General features: G+C 69.2%; 1 protein-coding gene. It reads left to right on the plus strand.

What is annotated here, in order from left to right:
* The first annotated feature begins 519 nt into the window (after positions 1 to 519).
* The gene (locus tag D5S19_RS03170) at positions 520 to 2,046 is read left to right on the plus strand and encodes a DHA2 family efflux MFS transporter permease subunit (protein WP_120021833.1); all 1,527 of its coding nucleotides are present in this window, start codon (positions 520 to 522) and stop codon (positions 2,044 to 2,046) included.
* Positions 2,047 to 2,205 lie beyond the last annotated feature (159 nt).

Below are 2,205 nucleotides of genomic sequence, written 5' to 3' on the forward strand. Positions count from 1 at the left end.
CCCTTCACGGACTCTGAGTCTGTGAAGGGTCCCTTCACAGACCCGAAACCGGTCCGGCGCACGCTACGAGGTGGTCGCACACACCTCCGCATCGCCCACTGCCGGGTCCCCGACCAACTTTGCCGACACCCTGGCCCCAGCGTCCGTGAGGTTCCCTTCACGGACCTCTCGCCGAGATGAAGCGGAGTCCCGACGTGCATCGGCGCGCGGCTGCCCGGCGGCTGCACCATCGACGCCCATCCCGGCGGCATCCCCAGCCGGGAGCCAGCACGGCCCGCTGTGGGGGATTTTCGCGCTTCCGGCACCTGGATCGGGCTCCGGCTCCGGCCGATGTCCGGTCTGCGCAACCCTGCGCCTACCGAGAGTATCCGCTGATCACGCCTGCTGATCTGTTCGGCAAATTCGCTGGGAAGCGCCTTCGGACTCGGCTATCCTCGGCCACGCGCGCAAGGGGGACCCGCAGCGGCTTCGTCGCCCGCGGGCTTGCGCATTCACCGCTTGAGAATATGGGGTACTCACATGTCCGCACCAGCGGCGCCCGACGGCGCCGGGGAGAAGCTCGACTCCGGGGTGCTCAAGGTCGCCGGCGTGGTGGTGCTCGGCGCCATCATGGCGATCCTGGACACCACAGTGGTCAACGTCGCGCTGCAGAAGCTGACCATCCAGTTCGGCACCTCCTTCGACACCATCCAGTGGGTGGCCACCGGCTACATGCTGGCGCTCGCCACGGTGATCCCGATCACCGGCTGGGCGGCCGAGGCGTTCGGCACCAAACGGCTGTACCTGATCGCCATCGGAACCTTCCTGGCCGGCTCGATGCTGGCCGGGATGGCCTGGAACGTGGAATCGCTGATCGTCTTCCGGGTCCTGCAGGGCCTCGGCGGCGGCATGCTGATGCCGGCCGGTATGACGATTCTGACCCGTGCGGCCGGTCCGCAGCGGATCGGCCGGGTGATGTCGGTGCTCGGCGTGCCGATGCTGCTCGGCCCGATCTGCGGGCCGATCCTCGGCGGCTGGCTGGTCGACTCGGTCAGCTGGCGCTGGATCTTCTACATCAACGTGCCGATCGGCCTGATCGCCTTCGTGTTCGCGCTGCGTGTGCTGCCGAAGGACCGGCCGGAGCGGACCGGCCGGTTCGACTTCCCCGGCCTGCTGATGGTCTCGCCGGGGCTGGCGGCGCTGATCTTCGGCGTCTCCCGCATCCCGTCGACCGGCACGGTCGCCTCGGTGCAGGTGTGGCTGCCCGCGCTGGCGGGGATCGTCCTGCTGGTCGGGTTCGTGCTGCGCGCGGCGCGGATCGACAACCCGCTGATCGACCTGAAGCTGTTCCGCAACCGGTCGTTCTCCACCGCGATGATCACCATGACCGTGTTCTGCATCGGCTTCTTCGGCGCGATGCTGCTGCTGCCCACCTATTTCACGCTGGTGCGCGGGGAATCGGCGCTCAACGCCGGTCTGCTGCTCGCCCCGCAGGGCCTCGGCGCGATGCTGACCATGCCCATCGCGGGGCGGCTGGCCGACCGGATCGCCATCCGCCGGATCGTGCTGCCCGGCATGCTGCTGCTCGTGCTCGGCATGGTGGTCTTCACCCAGGTCGGCGCGGACACTCCGTACGCGCTGCTGATGGCCGCGATGTTCGTGATGGGGCTCGGCATGGGTGCCACCATGATGCCGATCACCTCGGCCGCGCTGCAGACGCTGCGCTCGCGGGACATGGCCAAGGCCTCCACCGCGACGAACATCCTGCAGCAGACCGCGGGTGCGATCGGCTCGGCGGCGATGTCGATCGTCCTGGCCGCGCTGCTGGCCGGGAAGTTCGGCGTGCCGACCAGCCAGGGGCAGCTGGCGGCGACCGCGGCCACCCTCAACCCGGCCACGCACGAGGCCGCGTCCGGGCTCACCGCGGACGCGTTCGCGAGCACCTTCGTCTGGGGTCTCGTCGCCCTGGCGCTGTGCCTGATCCCGGCGTTCTTCCTGCCGAAGAAGCGGATCGTGCCCACGGCGGAGACGGGCGAGGACGTCGCGCCCCCGGTCCCGATGCACTGAAAACGCGTGAAGGGCACCTTCACGGCCTCAGCGTCCAGGGTGTCGGCAAAGTTGGTCGGGGACCCGGCAGTGGGCGATGCGGAGGTGTGTGCGACCACCTCGTGGCGTGCGCCGGACCGGTTTCGGGTCCGTGAAGGGACCCTTCACAAACTCAGACCG

The organism is Amycolatopsis panacis, from assembly GCF_003600245.1.
Taxonomy (GTDB): Bacteria; Actinomycetota; Actinomycetes; order Mycobacteriales; family Pseudonocardiaceae; genus Amycolatopsis; species Amycolatopsis sulphurea.